This is a genomic window from Ancylomarina salipaludis, from assembly GCF_004122035.1.
GTDB classification, from domain to species: Bacteria; Bacteroidota; Bacteroidia; order Bacteroidales; family Marinifilaceae; genus Ancylomarina; species Ancylomarina salipaludis.
In genome coordinates this window covers 97,181-119,258 of the sequence record NZ_SAXA01000008.1, presented here as the reverse complement: position 1 = coordinate 119,258, position 22,078 = coordinate 97,181, and the positions used below count along the sequence as shown (strand labels likewise).

Annotated in this window: 16 protein-coding genes; 5 read left to right on the top strand and 11 right to left on the bottom strand. The window is 37.9% G+C overall.

What is annotated here, in order from left to right; translation table 11 throughout:
- Positions 1-18: 18 nt before the first annotated feature.
- A complete protein-coding gene (locus EO244_RS10205) occupies positions 19-978 on the bottom strand; it encodes a hypothetical protein (RefSeq protein ID WP_129254575.1) in 960 nt (319 codons plus the stop codon).
- Positions 917-2,260: a hypothetical protein gene (locus tag EO244_RS10200; protein ID WP_129254574.1), complete on the bottom strand. Its 1,344-nt coding sequence runs from the start codon at positions 2,258-2,260 to the stop codon at positions 917-919. Before EO244_RS10200 ends, EO244_RS10205 begins: the two co-directional genes overlap by 62 nt.
- A 1,040-nt stretch (positions 2,261-3,300) precedes the next feature.
- Here EO244_RS10200 and EO244_RS10195 point away from each other — a divergent pair.
- On the top strand, positions 3,301-5,841 hold the full coding sequence (locus EO244_RS10195) for a phosphoenolpyruvate carboxylase (protein WP_129254573.1): 2,541 nt from the start codon (positions 3,301-3,303) through the stop codon (positions 5,839-5,841).
- A 185-nt stretch (positions 5,842-6,026) separates the two neighbouring features.
- Here EO244_RS10195 and EO244_RS10190 read toward each other — a convergent pair whose 3' ends face one another.
- Positions 6,027-6,956, bottom strand: coding sequence for a hypothetical protein (locus tag EO244_RS10190; RefSeq protein ID WP_129254572.1), 930 nt, complete (start codon positions 6,954-6,956; stop codon positions 6,027-6,029).
- Positions 6,957-6,998: 42 nt separating this feature from the next.
- Positions 6,999-7,577, bottom strand: coding sequence for a DUF2284 domain-containing protein (locus tag EO244_RS10185; protein ID WP_129254571.1), 579 nt, complete (start codon positions 7,575-7,577; stop codon positions 6,999-7,001).
- A gap of 527 nt (positions 7,578-8,104) precedes the next feature.
- Between EO244_RS10185 and EO244_RS10180 the strand changes: the two genes are divergently transcribed.
- From EO244_RS10180 to cysQ, 3 genes are read left to right on the top strand one after another with little or no spacing between them, the layout of a single operon-like run.
- Positions 8,105-9,886: an SLC13 family permease gene (locus tag EO244_RS10180; RefSeq protein WP_129254570.1), complete on the top strand. Its 1,782-nt coding sequence runs from the start codon at positions 8,105-8,107 to the stop codon at positions 9,884-9,886.
- 42 nt (positions 9,887-9,928) lie between these two features.
- Entirely contained in the window at positions 9,929-10,750 is an 822-nt protein-coding gene (locus EO244_RS10175) for an energy transducer TonB (protein WP_129254569.1), read from the top strand.
- A gap of 2 nt (positions 10,751-10,752) precedes the next feature.
- Positions 10,753-11,562 (top strand): 3'(2'),5'-bisphosphate nucleotidase CysQ, encoded by an 810-nt coding sequence (cysQ, locus tag EO244_RS10170; RefSeq protein WP_129254568.1) that lies wholly within the window; start codon positions 10,753-10,755, stop codon positions 11,560-11,562.
- 82 nt (positions 11,563-11,644) lie between these two features.
- Here cysQ and EO244_RS10165 read toward each other — a convergent pair whose 3' ends face one another.
- The 4 genes from EO244_RS10165 to EO244_RS10150 all read right to left on the bottom strand — a co-directional run bounded on the left by EO244_RS10165 (position 11,645) and on the right by EO244_RS10150 (position 15,637).
- Positions 11,645-12,712 (bottom strand): bifunctional 3-deoxy-7-phosphoheptulonate synthase/chorismate mutase type II, encoded by a 1,068-nt coding sequence (locus EO244_RS10165; protein ID WP_129254567.1) that lies wholly within the window; start codon positions 12,710-12,712, stop codon positions 11,645-11,647.
- Positions 12,713-12,789: 77 nt separating this feature from the next.
- A complete protein-coding gene (locus tag EO244_RS10160; protein ID WP_129254566.1) occupies positions 12,790-13,632 on the bottom strand; it encodes a prephenate dehydrogenase in 843 nt (280 codons plus the stop codon).
- A gap of 18 nt (positions 13,633-13,650) precedes the next feature.
- Complete coding sequence (locus EO244_RS10155; protein WP_129254565.1) at positions 13,651-14,799, bottom strand: pyridoxal phosphate-dependent aminotransferase; 1,149 nt, start codon at positions 14,797-14,799, stop codon at positions 13,651-13,653.
- On the bottom strand, positions 14,789-15,637 hold the full coding sequence (locus EO244_RS10150; RefSeq protein WP_129254564.1) for a prephenate dehydratase: 849 nt from the start codon (positions 15,635-15,637) through the stop codon (positions 14,789-14,791). Before EO244_RS10150 ends, EO244_RS10155 begins: the two co-directional genes overlap by 11 nt.
- Positions 15,638-16,214: 577 nt before the next feature.
- Here EO244_RS10150 and EO244_RS10145 point away from each other — a divergent pair.
- Positions 16,215-19,277, top strand: coding sequence for an ATP-binding cassette domain-containing protein (locus EO244_RS10145; protein ID WP_129254563.1), 3,063 nt, complete (start codon positions 16,215-16,217; stop codon positions 19,275-19,277).
- Positions 19,278-19,342: 65 nt separating this feature from the next.
- Here EO244_RS10145 and trpA read toward each other — a convergent pair whose 3' ends face one another.
- The 3 genes from trpA to EO244_RS10130 all read right to left on the bottom strand — a co-directional run bounded on the left by trpA (position 19,343) and on the right by EO244_RS10130 (position 22,056).
- Positions 19,343-20,092, bottom strand: a complete 750-nt coding sequence (trpA, locus tag EO244_RS10140) for a tryptophan synthase subunit alpha (protein ID WP_129254562.1) — start codon at positions 20,090-20,092, stop codon at positions 19,343-19,345.
- Positions 20,093-20,229: 137 nt separating this feature from the next.
- Positions 20,230-21,402, bottom strand: coding sequence for a tryptophan synthase subunit beta (trpB, locus tag EO244_RS10135; protein ID WP_129254561.1), 1,173 nt, complete (start codon positions 21,400-21,402; stop codon positions 20,230-20,232).
- An 18-nt stretch (positions 21,403-21,420) separates the two neighbouring features.
- The gene (locus EO244_RS10130; protein ID WP_129254560.1) at positions 21,421-22,056 is read right to left on the bottom strand and encodes a phosphoribosylanthranilate isomerase; all 636 of its coding nucleotides are present in this window, start codon (positions 22,054-22,056) and stop codon (positions 21,421-21,423) included.
- Positions 22,057-22,078: the final 22 nt, after the last annotated feature.

The window sequence follows — 22,078 nt, the reverse complement described above, 5'->3', positions numbered from 1 at the left end:
ATGAGCGTTGATTTAGAATTATTTACATTTAAAGAATCCTGAACGAACTACTTGGTCTCCATATTTATTAGGAAGACTATCAGTTGCAATTAAATATTTCCCAATTAGAGGAATATCAGACTCTTTAAAAGGATCATGATTAAATTCCAACTTATAATAAGGATAGTGATAAGATTCATCATCCTCTATATCGCTGTAATCGTAAGAAGTAATTTCGATTTTTTCTGATTCTTCAGATATCTTAATATAAACAAGACTACCTCCCATACCACCTGCAGAACCTATTTTTAAATTAAGCTCGACATTAAGTGTATCCTTATTAATACTACATGGCTCATAATATACCTCATCTATATTATCAATTAAGTTAGGCTTAATCGAATATGATTGAACGAAACCTGGATTTAATATCTGTTTAACAGGTTTGTGTAAGATTCTCGTTTTAAAATTCACCTTTACTAGGGTATCAGAATCTAACCAACCAAAAGCAAACGGAAGTTGTATTTTCAAAACACCTTCAATATTATCACCTTCAATATTAAGTTTATCTATTGTAATGTTCTTTTTTTCAATAGTCCCTTTTTTCTGGAAGCCATTGTTAAAGATTCTTCTCATTGCTTTCTTTTCGAATGTTCCTCTTACAAACTTAGAATCAATAAAAAATAAATGAATAATAGCTTTCTGACTATTGGGAATTTGATATATATATTCAGATTTAAAATCGGATTTATTCTCAAATTTAGCAATGGGTAATGTTTTTTCAATTTTAAGACAAAGAGTATTTGTTTCAAAATATGACAATACTGATATCTCAAGCTTATCTTTTTCTTTGGAATTAGATACCTCAATAGTGTCTAATCTTTGAGAATAAGTATTATTGCTATTTAAAAATAACAGTAAAACGCTTAAAGCTATTCTAGATATCATCACAATTATTTTCTTCACTTGTAATTTTTGATTGTAGTTTCTTAATTTCATCAGCATTTTGAGTTTTAGTAAATGCACTTGTTCTATCTAAACCTAACCAAGCCATTGCATTATATTCATCATCTGAGTGTTGAGCTCTATCGAACCACTTAAGTAATTGTGCTAGATCTGTCACATATTTTTTTGTCATATATTCGTGTTGAGCTACAGTTAAATTTTTTCCTGAAGAAAGGAAGTCACTAAAAAAATCAGGATAACTCTCTTGTAGTGCAGGTTCTTTCCAATTCCCTTCCTCTATCCATCTAAATATTTCGGCGTGAATCAGTTCGTGGGAAATTACAGTTGCTATTTTCAATAGCGATTGATCCAATATTTGTTCGTGTATTTTTATTAATATAGTATTTTCATACGGATTTGAGCTATTTCGAGTTGAATATGTCCTTCCAGCTACAAACATACCATTACTCATAGGAATATAACCGACTTCTAATTTTATATCGAGTTTACTATTCGTAGGAACAAAGTCTTTTAGTAAATCTTGCATAAAACTAGTTTCTAACATTAATCTTTTATAAATACATCCAGTCTTAGCTAATTTAAAATCTGGGCTTGGTAATATTTCTGGAATTGGGTCAGAACCTCCTGTACTACCACCGCCTCCACCATACGAACCATTAGGAGGATAACTGCCACCCCCACTATTTGCCCAGCTACCACCACTTGTGTAATCATCAAATATGACTTCAGTTCCATAACTACACTCTGATTCTTGAGATGCATAAAAAGAACCATCTGCAAAAGATACTGTTTGCCACCACGAATAGCATTCTTCAACGACAATTGCACTATACTTTAAGCCTGATTGCTTTATAATTTCAAAATTCTTGTTGGACCTTTCTAAACCTAATTTAGTTTCAAAGAATTGTATTAAATGTTTTGTTTCATTATACGTTATGTCATCTTCATCATTTATTAAAATATAAGTTTCAATATAGTTGTTTTTATATTTTAAGTAATATAAAGCACTTAAAAATTGATTATCTTCATCAATAATTGGAATAATTAAAGAGCTTCTGTCTTCTGCATTAATGCTAAATCCAATATCCCATTTAGGAATTCCATATGTGTTAACAAAATCACCTGTAAAAGCAATGGAGTCATCAGCATGACTTAAAGATGAAATAATAAAATTTGTAAACTCATCCCCACTCTTGTAATGTCTAAAGAAAGCGGAATTTGTTTCAGCTTTATTATCAAGCTGTCCTAACTCTTCTTTTTCACATCCATAAAAACAAAAAATAGCCACTAGTGCTAATAAAAAATAATTCTTCATAAAAATTTCATAGGTTAAATTAATAATGTACTTCTATATTCTTATAAAACTGGAAAAGTAACCCGAGAAGTTTAATTTTTTGTTAACAATATTTTTTATATAAAGCTATGTTGTTGAGTGAGAGTTTTTTGATTTTTGGAAAAAGTTTTATAAAAAACGAATTTTATAGAGCTTTTTCTTTAAAGAGGTGTTAGATTTCAAGAGAAATAAGCTGGCATTTTGAACTGTTGAGCTGTTTCCAACAGAAATGAGTTCCATTTTACTTTTTCGTGGAATTTCCAATGGCAATGCCTTCACATTTTGAGAAGCTGATGAATTTCTTATGGAAATAAGTTGTCAAATTGAAAAGACCATCAATAATCAAATTGAAAAGTTCATTTTTTTGCTTTTTCGTGGAATTTCCCATGGCAATGTCTTCACATTTTGGGAAGTTGATGAATTTTCGATGGCACTAGGCCAACAAATTGAAAAGACCATCAATAATTAAAGGGAAAAGTTCATTTTTATGCTTTTGGTGGAATTGTCCATGGTAATGCCTTCACATTTTGGAAAGTTGACGCATTAGCACTATAAAATGAATTGGTTCATTGAAAAGGCACCCTATTTAAGAGAGGCAGCTTTGTTCTGTTGAAGCGATACGAAAGTGTTCGTGCGGTAGCCTCTGAGCTGAAACCTATCAAGTTATCTGATGATTTGTCACGTTTAAGAAAATTCATCAGATAACTTTTGGGAGATGCGAGTTTTTTGAACAAAGTTTCCTCGTTGTTGCACGATTGTATCCTGTGATTAACTAATTCAAAATAACAAATACTCTATTTTAAAAGGGGCAGCTTTGTTCTGTAGAAGCCACACGAAAGGGTTCGTACGGTAGCCTCTGAGCTGAAGCCTAACAAGTTATCTGATGATTGATCACGTTTAAGAAAATTCATCAGATAACTTTGGGAGATGCGACAGGTTTGAACAAAGTTTCTCAAAAGACCTAAATTCCCCCTAAAATTTGTATTTTAAGACTATTGTATCACTCTTGCAATTGTCTGCCCATGAAAAGCCCGTTCGAAAATACCAGTCTAAAGAAGTTTGAGAATTTAATCGAAAAGAAATATCTGGTTTATAACAGCCTGTTTCTGAATCTGCCTTATCAGGGTGTTGTAGATGTTGGGCAGCTTTTGCCTCTGCTGTCTGCCTATTGCGAAGAAAGCCTGAGTGCATCAAAAAGTCCTATTGAAATTATCGACTCTTTTTTTGATACCCATACCCATCTTAAGACGGAAGAAGAGAGGAACGATTTCTTATTTCGGGTGATTTCTTACGTTGAGCGGCAGGTGGTTTTGTTCGATAGTATTGAAGATGCTGCTTTGCCCGAAATTCGTGAGGATGCAGACGATTTAAAGCTATCCGATCTGTTGAGTCAAACCCAAAGTGGTGGCTATGGGGATGATCGTTTTCAAAAACTTAACGCCTTTAAAGTCCGTATTGTTTTGACGGCACACCCTACGCAATTCTACCAGCCCGCAGTTCTCGATATTATGAGCGAGCTAAGAGGACAGATTGTGCAGAACGATGTGAATGAAATTGATTTGTTGTTGAATCAGTTGGGCCTGACTTCACTGATCAATTCGAAAAGTCCCACGCCTTTGGAAGAAGCCAAGAATATTATTTATTTCTGCAAAAATGTCTACTATCAGGCTATTGGCGAACTATACAGCCGAATGAAGGCTAAGGTGAGCGATATTGATAATCCTGAAATTGTATCCTTAGGTTTTTGGCCGGGGGGCGACAGGGATGGGAATCCTTACGTTACCAGCGATATTACCCAAAAAGTGGCTGATGAACTAAGAATGACTTTAATGAAATGTTATTACTCAGATGTTAAGCGACTTTGCAGTAAAATCACCTTTAAGCATGTTGATGAGAAAATAGAGGCTCTCCGTGAAAAGCTGTATCTGGCCATGTTTAACGCCGATTATTGTTTGCCATATCAAGCCATTTTAGAACCCTTGCTCGAGATTAAACAGATTATTCAGGAAAAGTATAATGCCTTGTATTTAAACGATCTTCAGGATACGATTGACAAGGTACATATTTTCAAAACGCATTTTGCCAGCCTCGATATCCGACAGGATCATTCCGTACATAAGCAAGTCATCACTTATATTCTTAGGAAAGAGGGATTGATTAATGAAACACTTGATGAACTGTCAACTGATGAGCTGCTTGCTGTTCTTCTGAGTTGGGAGATTAAGTTGTCCGACTTTCAGGCTGACGATCCGCTTGTTGCCGATACCATTGCCAATATCCTTCAACTTCCTTCCATTCAGCTGTCGAATGGCGAACAAGGTTGCCACAGGTATATCATTAGCAATTCAGAAGATATCTTTTCTATTCTCTTTGTCTTTGCTCTGTTCAGATGGTCGACTAAGGCTATCAATTTTGATATTGTTCCACTGTTTGAAACCATGAAAGGCATGAGTGAAGCCGGTCGGATTATGGAAGATATCTTTAATACAGCGGCCTATGCAGAGCATCTGAAACGAAGAAATATGAGGCAAACCATGATGCTGGGCTTCTCTGATGGAACCAAAGATGGTGGCTATTTAAAGGCAAACTGGTCGATATACAAAACAAAAGAAAGCTTGACCGCCCTGTGTGAGAGGTATCAGATTAAATCCATTTTTTTCGATGGCAGGGGAGGACCGCCAGCTCGCGGAGGCGGAAAGACACATCGGTTTTATGCTTCGCAGGGGGCTAAAATATCCAATGAAGAAATTCAACTGACCATACAAGGGCAAACCATCACCAGCACTTATGGTACAAAAGAACAATTTCAATACTCTTGTGAGCAATTGATATCAGCCGGGCTATACAATTTCACCTATCACGATGAGGCTTCGATTTCTGAAGATAACCGACGCCTGCTGGAAGACTTAAGTGAATTGAGTTTCAGAAAATATAATGCGCTAAAGCAGCATGAAATGTTCATTCCTTATTTGGAGAATGTTAGTCCTTTAAAATATTATTCAAAAGCCAAAATTGGAAGCCGTCCTGTGAAACGGGGACAAAAGAAACAGCTCGAATTAACCGATTTGAGAGCCATCTCTTTTGTGGGCTCGTGGAGCTTGCTGAAGCAGAACATCCCAGGCTATTTTGGTATTGGCACGGCCCTGAAAAGTCTCAAGGATCAGAATCGCCTGGACGATTTAAAAGCCTTATATAAAGAGGTGCCTTATTTTAAGGCTTTGATTTCAAACAGTATGATGTCCTTGTCGAAATGCTATTTTGAGCTGACGGCGTATATGGAAAAAAAAGATACTTACAGTGAGTTTTGGCGCATTTTGTTTGATGAATACCAGTTGTCAAAAGCGATGATTCTGGAAATTACTGAATACGACGAGCTGATGGCTGATGAGCCCATTTCAAAACGATCGATAGAGAACCGGGAAGCCATTGTTCTTCCCTTATTGGTGATTCAACAATATGCTTTGCAAAAATTGGGTCAGGATACGACCAGTAAAAGCACTTTCGAAAAAATGGTGGTCAGATCAGTATATGGCAATATTAATGCCAGCAGAAATTCAGTCTAATTAATTACGAATTATAATCCCGATAGCTATCGGGAACGAATTACGATAGATTGAAAACGCAGTAAAGCTATTTAGTTGAGGAGGTATGTTGAAATCAGAAGCTAAATTTCCCCCTTCAGGGGGACTAAGGGGGTGTTAGAGTTGAATTTCTAAAAGGTGACTTTCTATCTGTGGTTCTTTATTTTTTAGTCTCTACAAGGTTTCCCCAATGACCATTGACTACTGATTATCCTTTTCCAATCCACCCGATAAAGAGCCTGCGGTTGTCTGGTTTCTTCGGTATTGATGAAGAGTTCATTCTCATCGGTGAAAACAATCCCTTCGGTTTGGCTGCCTCCCAATGATTCCAAATCTAATCGCAGCGCATCACCCGCAAAGAAATTCAGGCCTTCGATGTTTGTAAAGAGCATCATATAGGTTCGGAAGTTTTTGTAACCCACCAGTGCCACGCTTTTACCATCGGCTGTAATGTCGGCTCCGGTCACCATAAAATCGGTGTTGAATTCAGCTATGGGCTTTAGCTGATAGTCTCCCGCTTGTTTGGGCATGCTGTACAGGCGGGTTTTCTTGTTGGCCCAGTTTTTTGTGAAAAAATAAAGGGAATCGCCATAGGCAAAAAAGGCTTCACAATCGAAATCGTGTTTCATATTGCGTTTGCTAAAGTCCTGCTGATCGGCCCAGGCAAAGGTGCTGGAATCAACCATCAATTTGTTTTGTTTCACCATGTCTGATTTTAATACGCGAAGCACGCGCAAATCTTTTCTGGCGCCCCGGTTATTGCCAAAGTCGCCTATGTAAATGTAGTTTTCATCCTCAGCCAAATCTTCCCAATCGGTATTAGCTGCATTTTTTATTTTGAGCGTCCTCTTCAATTCGCCACTCAAATCGTAAGCCAGCAATTCCGCCGGGCAATCGCTATCGTTAATCACCCAAAACAGCTCATCGTGCCAAACCAGCCCCGATTGTTCATTCACCTTTGGTGACAGTTGATCGCTGATCAGTTCAGGGGAATAAACCACAGTTTTAACCGGATGGGTTTTGTGACAACAGGTGTTTTGAGCCAGTCCCAAACTGGGAATTAAAAGAGCTAAAAGGGTGTAGATAATATTTTGCATGGCGATGAATTTATGAGGCTGTAATTTACAAAAAAAGATGACTTATTTTTTTAACAGAATAGCACCAACCGAACTGACATGCTTGGGGACTTGTCCGGCTTTGGCCCATTCCAGTTGATGTTGGAAGAGATCTTCCATTATCTTGCTCACATTAAAACCAAAGGCTACCAAATTGTAACGGATTAAGTGGGGCAGATGACAGGCATCGGCACTGGCGGCTTTGCAAATGGTACAAATCTCGCACGAGTTGGGACCGATGAAACGTTCGGTTTCAGCCTCAGCCTTTCTCAAATTTTGTTGCAATAAATCTTTGGCGAAATTATAAGCGGTCAAGACTCTTTCTTCCGAGTCAATAAATGAGAACTGATCACAATTGGTTTTGTATAAAATCAATTTAATATGCGTGTGATCGGCTGCATAGGCTGTAAAGGACGGGCAGTGTGGCGGACAGGTCCATTTTTTCGAGAAATTCTCACAACCTGTCTGGCAATAGGCGTTAAACTCTTCAGGATTCAAGTAGGGGAGAATGGCTTCGATGGGCAATTCAATTTCTTTGGTTTGGATTTGAATCGATTTGTCCTGGTAGTGGCTGCTTATATAGGGTTGTACTATTGCTTGCATTATTTTTTGTTTTAGGGCAGCAAAATTACACTTAATCTTTTAATTGATTGAGGATAGTTGAAAACAGTGTTTGTCGTCTTGTAGCTGCAATTATTATATTCCGTCGCTAAAAGCATTGTTTTTATTCTTAATATTTATCTGTGCGACGGTTATAAGTGAGTCCACTACCCGAGGTTGCAGTCACTTTGTGACTTTACCCCGGGTTATTGATATTCTGGCCCTTTGGGCCTGTTATATTTGTTCATCATTAAAACATACAGCTCAGGCTGACAATGATGAGCACAATTCTTAAATACTAATTTGATTGCCTTAAATAATATCGAATTTTGCGCTTATTATATGAATCTTATGACTAATAAAATGGCTTAATTATATTGAACTTAAATAAGCATAAGGATAGAGTCTGATCGACTGGTTTTTTCGTATATTCGTATTTTAAAATACCTGTGCAAAGCTGTATATTCAGCATTCTGCGCTTAATTCGTTCATTTGAAGCTTTTAAGAAGCGATACTATAAATTCTACTATATGCTCAGTTTTGATGCCATTGTCGTATCAATTGTTTTAATATTTATAATTCTGTCCTTTTACAAGGAATGGGTCGGGCCTGCATTTACTTTTCTGATTGGCATTGTCGTGTTGGGAATTTTTGGGGTGCTGACGCCTTCTGAGATCATGGGTGGATTTGCCAACGATCAGGTTGTTGTCATTCTGATGCTTCTACTGATTGGTGATATTATCCGCGATTTGGGAATTGTTGAGAACCTTTTTGATAAGGTTTTTCGAAGGGCAAAAACTTACCGTCAATTTATGGGGAGAATGATGCTTCTGGTGGGAGGATTCTCTGCTTTTCTGAATAATACGCCTTTGGTTGCCGTGATGATGCCCTATGTGCATTCGTGGAGTAAACGCAATAAAATATCCCCATCCAAACTTTTAATACCCCTCTCATATTCCGCCATTTTAGGGGGATGTATCACCCTGATTGGAACCTCGACTAACCTGATTGTAAATGGTATGGTGGTGGATCAGAATATCATCCCAGGCTTAGAGTCCTTGGATATGTTTGATTTTGCTTATGTAGGTGTCCCCATGATGATTATCGGATCGATTTACATTTTGTTTGTGGGGAAAAAACTCTTACCTGATAATGCTGACACTTTGGATAAATTCTCCGAAAATTCACGTCAGTATATTGTTGAGGCTCATGTTCGTCCGGGATCTGATTTGAATGGAAAAACCATTGGTGAGGCAAATCTGCGTAACCTTCAGGGCTTATATTTGTTTCAAATTAAGAGGAATGGCTCGAAGATTGCCGCCGTTTCACCGGAGTTTATTCTGGCTGAAGGCGATTGTCTGTTTTTTGCTGGAGCTACCGAGACCATTGCCGATTTGATTCTTGCAAACAAAGGGCTGACCTTGCCAACGGTTGGCATGTTGAGCCATAAAAAACAATTAGAGGTGGTTGAAATTGTGGTTTCGCATAATTCTACTCTGATTTCTAAGACGGTAAAAGAAGCCAATTTCCGAGGGAAATATGACGCCGCTGTTATTGCTATACACCGCAATGGCGAGCGTATGTCCGGCAAAATTGGCGATGTAAAAGTTCGTGCCGGTGATGTTCTGCTTTTATTGGGGGGGGATGATTTTACGGCCAGAACACAACGCGTTCAGGATTTCTACTTTATTTCGAAAGTGAAAGAATTCCGCAAACAGGAGAACTACAAGATTGGTTTGTTGTTGGGTGGAACGATTCTGGCTGTGATTTTATCGGCTTGTAATATCGTGCCCCTGTTCATGACTTTAATTGTGATGATTATTGTGATTTTGGCTTTAAAAATCACTAACCCTAAGGATATTGCCGCCAGTATCGATTTTAACCTGGCTATGATTATTGCCCTTTCGCTGGCTTTTGGCACTGCGATGATCAAATCCGGCCTTGCTGAAATGGTTGCCGACCTGTTGATTTCCGTATTCTTGCCTTTGGGTAAGGTTGGGATACTCTTTGGTATTTATTTAATAACAACCGTTTTAGCGGCTTATGTCACCAATAAGGCTGCCGTTGCCATTATCTTTCCAATCTCATTGAGTATGGCATTGCACCTGCACCTTAATCCGGAACCTTTTGTTTTGATTGTTGCTTTTGCTGCAGCGGCCAATTTTATGACACCTATTGGTTACCAAACCAACCTGATGGTTTATGGTCCGGGAAGTTATAAATTTGGCGATTTCTTTAAAATTGGTTTCCCTTTAACCCTTATCTATATGGTGGTTTGTGTAAGCATTCTTTCCTATATCTATTTTTATTAACAGTGCTTACTGAAATTTTAGTCTAATAATTATTAAACATTTATGAAGTCGTTTTTCTTTCTTGTTGCTTTTGTCTTTCTATTCCAATTTGGATATACTCAAAACGATACAACAATTTATTATAAGGCAAATAATAAGCCAGCTATAGGAAAGGAAGATGCGACTCGATATATTGAGATTAAGAAAAAAAAGAAGAATGAATTTAAAGTAGATTCATACATTAAATCAGATAATATTTGGGAGCAATCCCATGAGAAGCGAGTGATTTACCTTGAAAATGATTCTTTGGTTAAGATTAAGGATGATTATTCAAAAAAAATGATCTATCGAAAATACAAGCATTTTAATAAGGGGTATCTGATTAAAGATTATAATGAAAGTGGAAAAATTATCGCAGAAGGATTATCAAGAACACTTTTAGTTACTTATTGGGAAGGACAGGTTAAGGAGTACTATTCCTCAGGAAGATTGGCAAGTATAAGTAAGTATAAAAACAACCAGGTTTTAATGAATAAAAATTGGCTCGAAAATGGGGAGCCTTATATTGATAATATTTTTGACGAGGTTGATGTTATGCCTGAATTTCCGGGCGGCATGATCAATTTGATGAAATATTTTTCAACGAATATTAAATATCCTGAGGAGGCAAGAATGAAAGGTGTTGAAGGTAGAGTTTTTGTTAGCTTTGTGGTTGATATTGATGGAAAAGTCATTGGTGCTTATATTAAAAAATCTCAACATTCTTTATTTAATGAAGAAGCTTTGAGAGTGGTGTCGGAAATGGCCAACTGGAGTGCGGGCAAATTGGACGGGAAACCAGTTAAAGTTGGATATACGCTTCCAGTAAATTTTAGATTACGATAGAGATGAGTAAAGAATATAGGAAGCAGCTTTTAAGTGCAGCCATTGAGGCTTGCATAAAAGCAGGGAAAGAGATATTGGACGTTTATCAGTCAGATGATTTTAATGTGCAATTAAAATCGGATGATAGTCCGTTGACCATTGCAGATCAGAGAGCACATCATGCCATTGTTTCGGTTTTGGATCAATTTGAAATTCCAATTTTGAGTGAAGAGGGCACACATTTGCCTTATGAAGAACGTAAAGACTGGAAAGCCTGTTGGATTGTGGATCCGCTTGATGGAACCAAAGAATTTATCAAGCGCAACGATGAATTTACCGTGAATGTGGCTTTGGTTGTGGATGGGAAAGCAGTTGCCGGTGTGATTTATGTACCGGTATATAAACAAATCTATTTTGCCGATGAGCTTTTGGGTTCGTTCCGTTGCGATGCTGTTGAGAATGAAACAAATTTATTGGACAAGTTGATTGCTGATTCAGTGCAATTACCCATTGAGCAAGAGCGATCAAGCATAAAAGTCGTGGGGTCCCGATCGCATATGAATGAGGAAACACGTTTGTTTATAGAGTCTTTAAAAGATAATGGAAACGAGGTTGATTTGGTGACCAAAGGGAGTTCGTTAAAGCTTTGTTTGATTGCCGAAGGCGCTGCTGATGTGTATCCGCGCTATGCACCAACCATGGAGTGGGATATTGCCGCAGGTCATGCGATTGTTTCGGTGGCGGGTGGCTTTGTTAAGCAGCTCGATTCGGATAAAGAGTTAGAGTACAATAAGGCCGATTTACTGAATCCCTGGTTTATTTGTAAACGATAGTACCATAAGAAATAAGAAATAAGAAATAAGAAAGCGCCATTCAAAATCAAATTGAATGGCGCTTTTCTGTTTTTATTGGAATCTATTTCTTTATATTCATGACTTCTGTTTGGTGAGCTATTGATTCCTCGTGAATCGCTTTAAAAAGTTTACTGATGAATCGCTCACTCAGATTGGTGTCTTTGGATTGAGCCAAATGTTTCTCCAAAATACTTTCCCAACGTCCAGATTGCAGAATGGTCATGTTATTATCCTTTTTGTATTGACCAATACTATTGGCAGCTTCCATTCTTTTCTGAAGAATAGCCATGATTTCATTATCGTATTGGTCAATTTTGTATCTCAAATCCTCAAGTGTATCCAGCGAAATACCATCCGGATGTTCAACACGTAACTTCAAACTCGAAAGAAGTTCTGTCAGTTGCGTGGGTGTGATTTGCTGTTGAGCATCACTCCAGGCCTGATCCGGGGTGGGGTGTGTTTCAATCATCAAACCATCGAAGTTGAGGTCCATGGCTTTTTGTGAGACCGATTGTAAAAGCACCCGATTGCCACAAATATGACTTGGGTCGCAAATGATTGGCATATTGGGCATGCGTCTTTTCAGCTCGATGGGAATTTGCCATTGAGGGATGTTTCTGTAAATGCTGTGTTCGTAGCTTGAGAAGCCACGATGAATTGCACCAAGCTGCTTGATGCCTGCTTTTTCCAATCGTTCCAAAGCACCTATCCACAATTCGACATCAGGGTTTACGGGATTTTTAACCAAAACAGGAATATCCACTCCTTTTAAGGCGTCAGCAATTTCTTGCATGGCAAAGGGATTCGCCGATGTACGGGCACCAATCCATAAAATATCCACACCATATTTAAGCGCTTCGAAAACGTGTTTGACATTGGCAACTTCGGTAGCAGTTTGCATACCTGTTTCCTTTTGAACCGTCTTCAACCATTCCAATCCTTCACTACCAACACCTTCGAAACAGTTTGGACGTGTACGGGGTTTCCAAATTCCTGCGCGGAAGATTTGAATCCCTTCTTTTTGTAATAAACGAGCTGAGTTAAGAACCTGCTCTTCGGTTTCGGCACTACACGGCCCTGCAATAACTAATGGTCTTTCAATCTTATTTAAATCTAACTTACTTTTCATCTTTTTCTCTAATTTGGCTGATAGTTAGCAATTTTTCATCACTAATTAAAATATGAATTGATAATTTACCTGTGGTTTTATTCTCTGAGTGCTCGTTTTATTCGGTTTGCTTTCGTAATCATGTAAACTAAACCCTCACGATCTCTGTTTTCGATAGCCGTTTTAAATTGATTCAAACTGTCGATATAGGTGTTGAGTACCGTTAAAACATTGTCGGCGTTGTGGTTGAAAATAGGGGCCCACATTTCAGCATCACTCTTGGCTAATCGGACAGTCGAATCAAAACCGCCACTGGCCAAATCAAAAATGTTTTTCTCATTTTTTTCTTTTTCCAGAACCGTTAAGGCCAAAGCAAAGGAACTGATGTGTGAAATGTGTGATACATAGGCGGCATGCACATCATGATTGAATCCACTCATGTACAGCACACGCATATTGAGGCATTCGTACATCTGATGAACAACACGCAAACAGGCTTCGTCACTGTCTTCAGCATCGCAAAAAATACTTGCTTTCCCATCGAAAAGGCCTGATTTTGCAGCCCATGGCCCCGAATGTTCTGTTCCTGCCATGGGATGGGTCGCGACAAATTGCTTTCGGTTCTGATGGTATTTCACCCGTTCACAAATCTGATTCTTAATGGAAGCCACATCGCAAACAACCTGTGTGCTGACCTGATCCAAAACCTTAGGGAGTAACTTGAGCGTTGCATCTCCCGGAATGGCCATGATAATCAATTCACTCTTCTTAATCAGTTCATCCATAGATGTAAGTGAATCAATTAAGCCAAATTTCAGGGCTGTTTCAGCATGAAGCTTGCTGGCATCATGTCCCAATATTCGGGATGCAAAACCGCGTTTTCGCAGATCTGTTGCAATCGATCCGCCTATTAATCCTAAACCTATTATTCCTATTTTCATTTTTTCTTTTTAACTTTTTTAGCATCTGTTGATCGCTTGTTGTATACTTTCTTCTGTGGCACAGAGTGAAAAACGGATATATTTTTTCCCTTCCTGTCCAAATACGATGCCCGGAGTTGCAAAGACACTTTTCTGATAGAGCAGGTGATCTGAAAACGATTCTCCGGAATCAAATTGATCGGGAATTCTTGCCCAAACAAAGAGCCCGACACTGTCTTTTTTGTATTGGCAATTCAGCTTGTCAGCAAGTTTCCAAACCAGAGCCCTACGCTTTTGATAGCTGTTGTTAAGTTCCTGATACCAGTCGGAATCCAAGGCCAAAGCTTTGCTTGCCGCAATTTGAATAGGCTTATACATGCCCGAATCGAAATTACTTTTCACTTTTAAAACATGATTGATGTTTTTTTCTGATCCGCAAAGCATTCCAACCCTAAAGCCTGCCATATTGTGCGATTTACTCAACGAGTTCATCTCCAAAACGTATTCACTAACACCTTCAACCTGTAATAAACTCTCTGGTTTGTCATTCAATATTAAACTGTAGGGATTGTCGTTAACAATCAGAATATTCTTCTTTTTTGCCAATTCAACCAGTTGCCTGAAAACATCCATATTACCGTTTGCTCCTGTAGGCATGTGTGGGTAATTGGTCCAGATCATACGACATGATTCATCACAAAGGCTTTCAATCTCATCCATATCGGGTAACCAATTGTTTTCTTCTTTTAAATGATAAAACTTCAGGTTTATATTTAAAAGTTTTGAAGCCGACAGGTAAGCCGGGTAACAGGGATTTGGAACGAGTACTGTATCGCCAGGATTGCAAAAAGCCATTGAAACGTGCATAATGCCTTCCTTTGATCCCATTAAGGGTAAAATTTGTGTGGCTGGGTTTAATTGCACCTCGTAAATCGATTTATACCAATTGGCAATGGCTCGTCGAAAACTTTCCAAACCTCTGTAAGATTGATAATGGTTGCTTCCTGTTTGATCGCAGGCATGAACCAATTCGGTTTTTACATCGGGGTGGGGAGGCATATCCGGACTCCCAATACCTAAATTAATAATGTCAGCCCCTGCTTGTTTAAGCGATTCGACTTCGGCTAATTTTTTGGAGAAATAGTATTCTTCAACCTGAGATAATCTGTTTGCGATTCTAATTGCCATTGTTGTGAATTTTTGAATAAGACTGATTGCCACTTGTGTATTCGCCAAGAATATCAAGTTGATCGAGTTTGTTTTTAATTTCCGCGATCATTTTTTGATAATCTTGTTTATTATCAAATAAAACATCCAGATAGAATCGATAATGCCAGGGTTCACCAACAAGGGGAACCGATTCAATTTTGCTTAAGTCAATTTGATATGCTGCGATAATTGAAAGTATTTCGGCTAAGCTGCCCGGGTGATTATCGAGAATCAGAGCCAGTGATGCTTTGTTACTAGTCGTTTTTTTCCAGATATGATCCCGTCTTAAAATCAAAAATCGTGTGTAATTTTTACGATTTGTTTCGATACTTTCTGCCAGAACATCCAAGTTGTAATATTCTGCAGCCAATAGGCTACCAATTGCTCCTACATTCGTGAGGTTATTTTCAGCAATTTCTTTCATGCTTAATGCCGTATCGACCGATTCAATCAGCTGAATATTCGGGTGTTGTTTAAAGAAATTACGAGACTGGTTGATGGCCATATAGTGAGATCGGACTTCAGTCAGGTCCTCAATTCGACAAGCTTTTTTTGCAACCAGGTTTTGTTTGATACGGAGATATTCTTCACCGCAGACAACCAATTTGTGTTCCTGTATCAAATTTAAATTGGCATGTATGGTTCCGGATATGGTATTTTCCACAGCCATTATGCCAAAATCACATTCTCCTTTTTTAACCGATTCGGCCAAGTCAGAAAAATGAAGTTTGGGCAGAATTTCGATATTATTTCCGAAATAATTTCGAGCTGCCACCTCGTGGAATGCACCTTTTACGCCTTGTATTGCTATTTGCATGGAGATTGAATTCTAGTGGTTTTAAAATTTTGGTTAATAAAAAAGCGTCTCGAGGATTTACCCGAGACGCTTTGCATACTATTCTGTTATTTTTTGTTCAGATGATGTCATACGGTCTCGGATCGCTTCTAAAATAGAAGAACCAGAAATAAAAGAAATAGTTATATGATATTGATGTATTCATCCTTATGTGTTGAATTTTGAGTTAAAAAAAAGGCTTCGCATTTTGCGAAGCCTTTAAAATATTTTGTTGTAATATTTACATACCAGGTTCCGCTCTATCAGTTGATAAAGTAAAAATAGAACCAGAAATATGAATTTAATACAGTCATGTTGTCTTGTTTGATGCGTGCAATGTAGGGCGTATTTTTTTATCAGACAAGAAAAAAATAAAATAATTTTATGGAAACGTTTGCATTCTAAGCTTCTATTTAACTTGATAGTTAGGTGTGTATGAAGCCCCTGTTTTTTCTTTAGCTTTGCAAATTCCTAAAGTCTATAGGTAAGAAATCTCTATTATATTTTTTAAATTAGAGCGCTTGCAAATAAATCAACCAAACCTCCCTAAATACAAAGAATGAATGAATCTGTTTTAAATGCTCTGATGAAATTGTTTGCCATTATTGTTGATGAGCAAAAAAAAGGTTTTGAATTAGCTGCCCGTGATGTTGTGGCTAACTACCTTGAAACCAGATTCAATAAAGAATGGCAGAAACGTTATTTAAGCGATTTTGACACTTATTTAAAAGCATCTTATTACGATAATGGAAGCTTGGATTACATTCAGACCAAGCATAAGCAGCTGACAGAGGTTTGTTTGAGTTTATTGGAAGAGGTGGATCAGGAACAAAAAGTTTGGATCATGCTTCAGTTGCTCGAATTTATTGATGATTCCGAATTTGTAGGAGAAGAGATTCTTGAGTTTGTTCATACAGTTTCCATTGCATTTAAAGTTTCTGAAGAAGAGTTTGATTATGCCAAACAGTTTATTTTAGGAGATGAATATTCTATCCCATTCAACGATCATATATTGTTGATTGATAGTAATGAGGACTTCAAGGAGGAGAATGTAAAACACATTTATGAACCCAAACTTCGAGGTCGTGTTTTTGTTCTTCGAATAAAGAGTACCAATACCTATTTGATCAAGTATTTTGGAGAATATAACCTGTTCCTGAATGGGCATAATATCAAGGTTGACAGAAGTTATATTATCACCTTTGGTTCCGTTATTCGTTCGCCTCGTATCGACCCGATCTATTATTCTCAAATTGTTTCTGAATTTATTGAAGGGAAGCACCGTTCACTTATAAATTTTGTTGCAAAGAACATCGAGTTTAAGTTTAAGGGGACCGATAATGGGGTGCATCCATTTAGTTTTCAAGCAGAATCCGGCCAATTGATTGGAATAATGGGGGGAAGTGGAACAGGAAAATCCACACTACTGAATGTTTTGAATGGAAATTTACCATTGAATTCCGGGAATATCTGGATTAATGGTTACGATCTGCACAAAGAGAAAGAAAAACTTGCTGGAATTATTGGTTATGTACCTCAGGAAGATTTATTGCTTGAAGAACTTACGGTAGTTGAAAACCTTTATTATAACGCAAAACTGTGTTTCGACAATATTACTGAAACAGCTATCAACAATTTGATTGAAGATACGCTGGAGAAGTTCGACTTGGTTGAGGCGCGCGATTTAAAAGTGGGCGATCCTATCAATAAGATTTTAAGTGGAGGTCAGCGTAAGCGATTGAATATTGCTTTGGAAATGATGCGCCGCCCTTCAGTTCTCTTTGTTGATGAACCGACTTCAGGTTTGTCGAGTATGGACTCGGAAAAGGTGATGCTTTTGTTGAAGCGTCAAACTTTGAGAGGTCGATTGGTGATGTGCAATATTCATCAGCCATCCTCAGATATTTTTAAGTTGTTGGATATTTTGATTATCCTGGATCAGGGAGGACGTGTGATTTATTCAGGAAATCCGGTTGAAGCCATCGTTTATTTTAAAACACAGAGCCACTTTGTGAATGCTGAAGAAAGTGAATGTTTGTCTTGTGGTAATGTGAGTTCTGAGCAAATTCTCAAAATTATTGAGACTAAGATGATGAACGAATATGGCAAACAGATTCGTAAGCGTAAACGCGATCCGGAGGAATGGTATGCCTTATATAAGGAGGAAATTGAAAGCAAAAAGAAGATTGCCCCTCCTAAGAGAAAGACAAATTTACCTGAGAACTATTTTAAAATTCCCGAACGATTACAACAGCTGAAAATCTACTTGTCTCGTGATATCAATGCGAAATTGAGTAACGTTCAGTACATGATGATCACCTTATTGGAAGCCCCTTTACTAGCTGTGATATTGGGTTATTTCACCAAGTATATTAGCGGAACCGAAGATGATCCTACAGCCTATATTTTTGCAAAAAATGAAAATTTACCCTCCTATATTTTTATGGCAGTGGTGGTGGCCCTTTTTCTAGGTTTGATTATATCGGCAGAGGAGATATTGCACGACAGGCGAATAATCAAACGTGAATCTTTTTTGAATTTAAGCCGTTTGAGTTATATTAATTCCAAGGTACTTGTCATGTTAGGTATTTCGGCGATTCAAAGTTTCTTTTTTGTTATTATTGCCAATTCAATATTAGAAATTAAAGGCTTGAATTTCGAGTATTGGTTGATGTTATACACGGTGTCTGCCTGTGCAAATCTTATTGGTTTAAATCTCTCTGCTTCTCTCAATTCGGTCGTGGCCGTTTATGTTTCCATTCCATTCATATTGGTTCCTCAATTGTTGTTTTCGGGAGTTATAGTGAGTTACAACAAGTTGCATCCCAGCATTACGACTCAAAAATATGTGCCCGTTTGTGGCGATTTGATGACCTCAAGATGGGCATATGAGGCTTTAATGGTTGAACAGTTTGCTCAGAATGAATTTGAGAAACAGTTTTTTGATTTGGAAAAAGAAATGAGTGAAGCTTCTTACAATGCCTCTTTTTTGATTCCTGAGTTATCGAGGCGATATAAAGCTTATCTCCGTCATGTAAAAGCAAAGACTGAAAAGGAGAAGGAACTTAAATTGCTTCGAAATGAGTTTTCTAAGTTGTCTGGTCTTGAGGCCCTTTCCAGCGATATTTCAATTATGAATGCAGACTCAATAAATCAATGGTTGGATGATTTACAGCAATTATCATGGGGTTATTATTCGAGAGCTTCTAAAAAACGGGATAAAGTTTACAACAATTTGCTTGAAGAATATGGTAGTTTTGAGGAACTGTTTGCTTTTAAGCAGCAATATCATAACAATGCAATAGAGAATGTTGTGCTTAATAAGCGTGAATTGAATAAACTGACCGAGTATAAAAATGAATTGGTTCAGTTAAAAGATCCGGTGTTTAAATCACCTAAGAATACAATGGGACGCGCGCATTTTTATGCGGCAGAAAAACGTGTTGGCAATTATTTCATAGAGACTTTTTGGTTCAACCTCATATTTATTTGGTTGACAACAGCTTTCTTCTATTTGACTTTATATGCTGATTTTTTCAGAAAACTCTTTGCATATATAGAACGATTGTGGCTGAAAATTATGCCACATGGCGATTTTAAAATCCGTTTAAAACGACTTTAATATTGAGTTTAAGGAATTAAAAAGCGCAATTCATGACTGCGCTTTTTTGTTGTTAAATTTAATTTTTAGATTAAGTCTTTTATAAATTCTTGTGCCTGATTTTTTTCTAAAGCTTTAATAAAGGCAGTTCCTACGATAGCACCATTGGCAAATTGGCAGGCATATTCGAAATTATTCCTATTAGCAATGCCAAATCCGATAAGGCTTGGTGTCTCAATCATCTTAATTCGATTGAAATAGTCTTTTTGTTTTTCACTTGTTTTCAGGCTGCCACCAGTTGTTGCCGATGACGAGACCAGATAAAGGAAACCCTGACTGGCATTGGCTAGGTTTTTAAAGCGGGCTTCGTCAGTTTCCGGGCATGCCAATAGAACATTATAGATGCCATACTTGTGAAAGTCAGATTTGTAATGTTCTTCGAACTCTTCCAAAGGCAGATCGGGGATGATAAGTCCATCAATGCCCACCTTTTGACAATCCTGAAGGAAAAGATCTACACCATAGCGGTAGATCGTGTTCCAATACCCCATCAACAGCAAGGGAATGCTAACCGTTTTTCGAACAGAACTAAGCTGTTCAAAAAGCAGGCTGAGCGTCATACCATTGTCTAAGGCTTGCTTCGAAGCAGCTTGTATGGCAGATCCATCGGCTAGAGGATCGGAAAAGGGGATGCCAATTTCCACCATATCGACGCCATTTTTCTGTAGCAATTCCAGATTGGATACGGTGTCGTTTAAGTTCGGATATCCGGCAGGAAAATAGATGGATAAAATATCTTGCTTTTTATTTTGGAATAAATTGTCTATTCTGTTCATGGGATAATGAGTTGATTTGATGATGAGATGATGTGGTGGTTACTGAGCGTTGTCGAAGTATGGTTTCTGTGCGAATTCGGAGTATGTTATTTTGTTTTTTCATTTTAACTCATAATTCTAAATTCGTAATTATTAACTTAAAGATGTGTTATATATGTTTCCATATCCTTGTCGCCACGACCTGATACAATCACGACGACAACATCATTTTTTTTGAATTGCATTTTGTCGAGTGCCGCCAATGCATGTGCTGATTCAAGTGCCGGGATGATACCTTCGTTCAGGGCTAATGTTTTAGCGGCATTTAAGGCTTCATCATCAGTTGCACTAATATAATTTACACGACCAGTTTCAGCCAGATGCGCGTGTATTGGGCCAACTCCAGGATAATCAAGACCAGCCGAAATAGAATAGGGTTCAATAATCTGACCATCATCATCCTGCATAAGTAAGGTTTTACTTCCATGAATAAAGCCTGTGGTTCCAATGGTAATCGTTGCTGCCGTTTCAGATGAATCAATACCTTTCCCGGCAGCTTCAACAGCCACAAGCTTTACTGCTTTTTCATCCAAAAAATGATAGAATGCACCAGCTGCATTGCTGCCGCCACCCACACAGGCGATTACATAATCCGGATTCGGGGTATTCTGCTCCTTTTCCAGTTGTACTCTGATTTCTTCAGAAATGATGGATTGCAAACGACTGACAATATCGGGGTAGGGATGTGGTCCTACAACCGAACCAATAAGATAAAACGAATGTGGATTGGCGATCCAGTCGCGAATGGCTTCGTTGGTTGCATCCTTCAACGTCTGATTGCCTGAGGTAGCCGGGATAACTGTTGCTCCCAGCATCTTCATACGCGCGACATTAGGCGCTTGTCTCTTCACATCCAAAGCTCCCATATGCACGACACACTCCAATCCGAAAAGAGCACAAACTGTTGCTGTTGCAACACCGTGTTGTCCTGCTCCCGTTTCAGCAATAATTCGTTTTTTACCCAGATGCTTCGCCAGCAAAATCTGACCGATTGTATTATTGATTTTATGTGCTCCTGTATGATTCAGATCTTCTCGTTTTAAATAAATCTGAGTTTGATATTTTGAAGATAGATTTTTGGCAAACGTCAATGGGGTTGGTCTTCCTACATAGTTGTCGAGCAGACGTGCGTATTCGTTTTTAAAATCTTCGGATTCTAAAATATCAAGATAAACAGCTTGAAGTTCATCTACATTTTTTCGTAATAGTTCGGGAATGTATGCGCCTCCAAATTTACCATAGAAGCCTTTATTGTCGATTTGATAGTTCATTTTATTTGATGTTTCTGGTTAGGAATGATGTTTTAGTTCTTCGCTGAATGTTTCGATTAAGTTGCTGTTTTTTAAGCCCGGTTCATCTTCAAAACCTGAATTAATATCAATGGCGAAAAGTTGAGGGTGAGAAACGTTCTGCACTTGACTCACATCTTCGGGTTTAATTCCTCCACTTAAAAAGAATGGCTTGTTGCCCTTGTATTTTTTTAGAAGCGACCAGTCGAATTTCTGACCACTTCCTCCGTAATGTTTCGATGAGGTGTCGAATAAATAATAGTCAACGGCATCTTTATAGGCTTCCAGTTGATCAAAATTAAATTCTGCATCTATCTGAAATGCTTTGATGATTCCAAAACCCAAATTTCTTAAATCTTTGCAGCAGTCAGGTGTTTCATCGCCATGACATTGAATGTAATCAAAACTGTATTCATAGTCTTTTAGTGTCCATAAAACATCCTCTGATCGTTCGTTAACAAACACAGCGACTTTTTTGATGTGTTTAGGAATTCTATTTAGCATGCTTCTGTTTAGATTTGCACCAACAAAGCGCTTCGATCGTTCAAAGAAGATAAAGCCCATAAAGTCGACATCAAGTTTTGATATTTGTTCTATATTTTCGGGATTTTTTAGTCCACAAACTTTTAGTTTCATGATTTTGATTTATTGTCAGGTT

What these genes read in the sequence shown, in the direction of transcription:
- EO244_RS10195 (WP_129254573.1), top strand. Translation starts at nt 3,301, where the DNA reads ATGAAAAGCCCGTTCGAAAATACCAGTCTAAAGAAGTTTGAGAATTTA.
- cysQ (WP_129254568.1), top strand. Translation starts at nt 10,753, where the DNA reads ATGAGTAAAGAATATAGGAAGCAGCTTTTAAGTGCAGCCATTGAGGCT.
- EO244_RS10180 (WP_129254570.1), top strand. Translation starts at nt 8,105, where the DNA reads ATGCTCAGTTTTGATGCCATTGTCGTATCAATTGTTTTAATATTTATA.
- EO244_RS10160 (WP_129254566.1), bottom strand. Translation starts at nt 13,632, where the DNA reads ATGAAAATAGGAATAATAGGTTTAGGATTAATAGGCGGATCGATTGCA.
- EO244_RS10175 (WP_129254569.1), top strand. Translation starts at nt 9,929, where the DNA reads ATGAAGTCGTTTTTCTTTCTTGTTGCTTTTGTCTTTCTATTCCAATTT.
- EO244_RS10165 (WP_129254567.1), bottom strand. Translation starts at nt 12,712, where the DNA reads ATGAAAAGTAAGTTAGATTTAAATAAGATTGAAAGACCATTAGTTATT.
- EO244_RS10130 (WP_129254560.1), bottom strand. Translation starts at nt 22,056, where the DNA reads ATGAAACTAAAAGTTTGTGGACTAAAAAATCCCGAAAATATAGAACAA.
- EO244_RS10200 (WP_129254574.1), bottom strand. Translation starts at nt 2,260, where the DNA reads ATGAAGAATTATTTTTTATTAGCACTAGTGGCTATTTTTTGTTTTTAT.
- EO244_RS10185 (WP_129254571.1), bottom strand. Translation starts at nt 7,577, where the DNA reads ATGCAAGCAATAGTACAACCCTATATAAGCAGCCACTACCAGGACAAA.
- EO244_RS10190 (WP_129254572.1), bottom strand. Translation starts at nt 6,956, where the DNA reads ATGCAAAATATTATCTACACCCTTTTAGCTCTTTTAATTCCCAGTTTG.
- EO244_RS10145 (WP_129254563.1), top strand. Translation starts at nt 16,215, where the DNA reads ATGAATGAATCTGTTTTAAATGCTCTGATGAAATTGTTTGCCATTATT.
- trpA (WP_129254562.1), bottom strand. Translation starts at nt 20,092, where the DNA reads ATGAACAGAATAGACAATTTATTCCAAAATAAAAAGCAAGATATTTTA.
- EO244_RS10155 (WP_129254565.1), bottom strand. Translation starts at nt 14,799, where the DNA reads ATGGCAATTAGAATCGCAAACAGATTATCTCAGGTTGAAGAATACTAT.
- EO244_RS10205 (WP_129254575.1), bottom strand. Translation starts at nt 978, where the DNA reads ATGAAATTAAGAAACTACAATCAAAAATTACAAGTGAAGAAAATAATT.
- trpB (WP_129254561.1), bottom strand. Translation starts at nt 21,402, where the DNA reads ATGAACTATCAAATCGACAATAAAGGCTTCTATGGTAAATTTGGAGGC.
- EO244_RS10150 (WP_129254564.1), bottom strand. Translation starts at nt 15,637, where the DNA reads ATGCAAATAGCAATACAAGGCGTAAAAGGTGCATTCCACGAGGTGGCA.